Origin of the sequence: Microcoleus sp. F4-D5 (genome assembly GCF_036704885.1) — a bacterium.
Taxonomy (GTDB): domain Bacteria; phylum Cyanobacteriota; class Cyanobacteriia; order Cyanobacteriales; family Microcoleaceae; genus Microcoleus.
This window is the reverse complement of sequence record NZ_JAUBSX010000012.1, coordinates 94,495-96,954: the sequence shown is the minus strand read 5'-3', so window position 1 is coordinate 96,954 and position 2,460 is coordinate 94,495. Positions and strand designations below refer to the sequence as shown.

The following is a 2,460-nucleotide window of genomic DNA, read 5'->3' as shown; positions in this document are numbered from 1 at the left end:
AAAAACAGAAAGCCTTAGAATATTACAGCCAGTCGCTTCCCCTGAGACGGGCAACGGGCGATCGCGGTGGCGAAGCTACCACCCTCAACAACATCGGCTTAGCCTACTCAGAATTGGGAGAAAAACAGAAAGCCTTAGAATATTACAGCCAGTCGCTTCCCCTGAGACGGGCAACGGGCGATCGCGGTGGCGAAGCTGACACCCTCAACAACATCGGCAGTGTCTACGATGATTTGGGAGAAAAACAGAAAGCCTTAGAATATTACAGCCAGTCGCTGCCCCTGAGACGGGCAACGGGCGATCGCGGTGGCGAAGCTACCACCCTCAACAACATCGGCAATGTCTACGATGATTTGGGAGAAAAACAGAAAGCGCTAGAGTATTACAGCCAGTCCCTTCCCCTGAGTCGGGCAACGGGCGATCGTGCCGGGGAAGCTGCCACCCTCAACAACATCGGCAGTGTCTACTCAGAATTGGGAGAAAAACAGAAAGCGCTAGAGTATTACAGTCAGTCCCTTCCCCTGAGTCGGGCAGTAGGCAATCGCAGCGGGGAAGCTGTCACCCTTTTCCAAATAGCTTTTGCCAAACGCGACCAAAACAATCTTACCGAAGCCCTCAAAGACATTGAATCCTCTCTCAAAATCATCGAAAACCTCCGCACCAAAATAGCCAGCCCGGAACTCCGCAGCTCATACTTTGCCACCGTACAATACCACTACGAATTCTACATCGATTTGTTAATGCAACTGCATAAAACTCATCCTCAATCCGGTTACGATACAAAAGCCTTAGAAGCCAGTGAACGTTCCAGGGCCCGCAGTCTCCTCGAACTCCTCTTTGAAAGTAATGCCAACATTCGCGAAGGCATTGACCCCGATTTACTGCAACAAGAAAAGAGCGTACAACAGCAACTCGATGCTATTGAAAAGCAGCGCATCGAAGCAATCAGCAGCCCCAATCCCAATCCAACTCAAATCAATGAAATCGACTCTCGGCGCCTCTCACTTTTGCAACAATATCAGCAAATTCAAACCCAGATTCGTACCGCCAGCCCCCGCTACGCAGCCCTCACCCAACCCCAACCTTTAACCCTGCCAGAAATTCAGAAACAGATTCTCGATGACAACACGATTTTATTGCAGTATTCCCTCGGCAAATACCGCAGTTATTTGTGGGTGGTGACATCCACAGGACTCACCAGCTATGAATTGCCCTCACAGATTGACATTGAAACAGCAGCAGTCGCTTTCCGCACCGCAGTCACTAGCCCAATCCAGAGAGATATTCCCCAAAAAGTTGCCCAAGCCAGTGCAAATCTGAGCCAATTAATTTTACAGCCCGCCGCAGCCCAATTAGCAAACAAACGCTTATTAATTGTTCCCGACGGCGTGCTGCACTATACCCCTTTTCCAGCTTTAACTCTGCCACCAACAGCCGGAGAAAATACCAATGTTCCCTTAATTACCTCACATGAAATTATCACCCTGCCTTCCGCCTCAACTCTCGCCATTCTCAGACAAAATTACGGAGATAGAAAACCGCCGGGCCAAACTTTAGCCATTTTAGCCGATCCTGTTTTCAGTCCAGACGATGACAGAATTAAAGAAAAAATCACCCCAGCAACACCAGAAAAGTTAGAAGCAAACAACCTCGGTTTAAATCGCTCGCTTCGTGCTTCCAATCGGCAATGGCCGCCCGAACGCCTCCCATTTACCCGCCAAGAAGCCCAAACAATATCCAGCTTATTCCCCTCAGCTTCTAGCAGTCAAATATTTGATTTTGATGCCAGTCGCACTACTGCTACCGATGGAAAGTTAGCTAATTATCAAATCGTTCACTTCGCTACCCACGGCCTGGCCAACAACAAAAATCCCGAACTGTCAGGAATTGTGATGTCTACCGTAGATGACAAGGGCAATCTTGTCAACGGTTTTTTGCGCCTCACCGATATTTTCAACTTGAAATTAGCGGCAAATTTAGTGGTTTTAAGTGCTTGTCAATCGGGAATGGGACAGAATGTTAAAGGCGAAGGAATAGTGGGATTAACGAGGGGTTTTATGTATGCGGGGGCGCAGCGGGTAGCGGTGAGTTTGTGGAGTGTGGATGATGAAGGAACTGCTGTGTTAATGCAAAAGTTTTATCAGCAAATGCTGCAACAAAAGTTAGCGCCGGCGGCAGCTTTGAGGGCGGCGCAGATGGAAATGATGAGAATAGAAAAATGGAAATCTCCCTATTATTGGGCGGCTTTTACCATTCAGGGCGAGTGGAAATGATATACAGCACTTTTGCTGGTAAGTAAGTACATAGCCCTTCTAGGGACACGGCAATGCCCATTGGTGTCAACTTAACGTTAAACCGGTAGTCCGACAGTCCGACAATCCGACAGTCCGACAATCCGACAGTCCGACAATCCGACAATCCGACAATCCGACAATCCGACAATCCGACAATCCGACAGTC

General features: G+C 48.6%; 2 protein-coding genes. One reads left to right on the top strand and one right to left on the bottom strand.

Going from position 1 to position 2,460, the window contains the following annotated elements:
- A partial coding sequence (locus QUA80_RS08545; protein ID WP_333423212.1) for a CHAT domain-containing tetratricopeptide repeat protein occupies positions 1 to 2,273 on the top strand: 2,273 nt, incomplete at its 5' end.
- Here QUA80_RS08545 and QUA80_RS08540 read toward each other — a convergent pair.
- The coding region (locus QUA80_RS08540; RefSeq protein ID WP_333423210.1) for a hypothetical protein at positions 2,248 to 2,460 on the bottom strand (213 nt) is incomplete at its 5' end. The genes QUA80_RS08545 and QUA80_RS08540 overlap by 26 nt on opposite strands.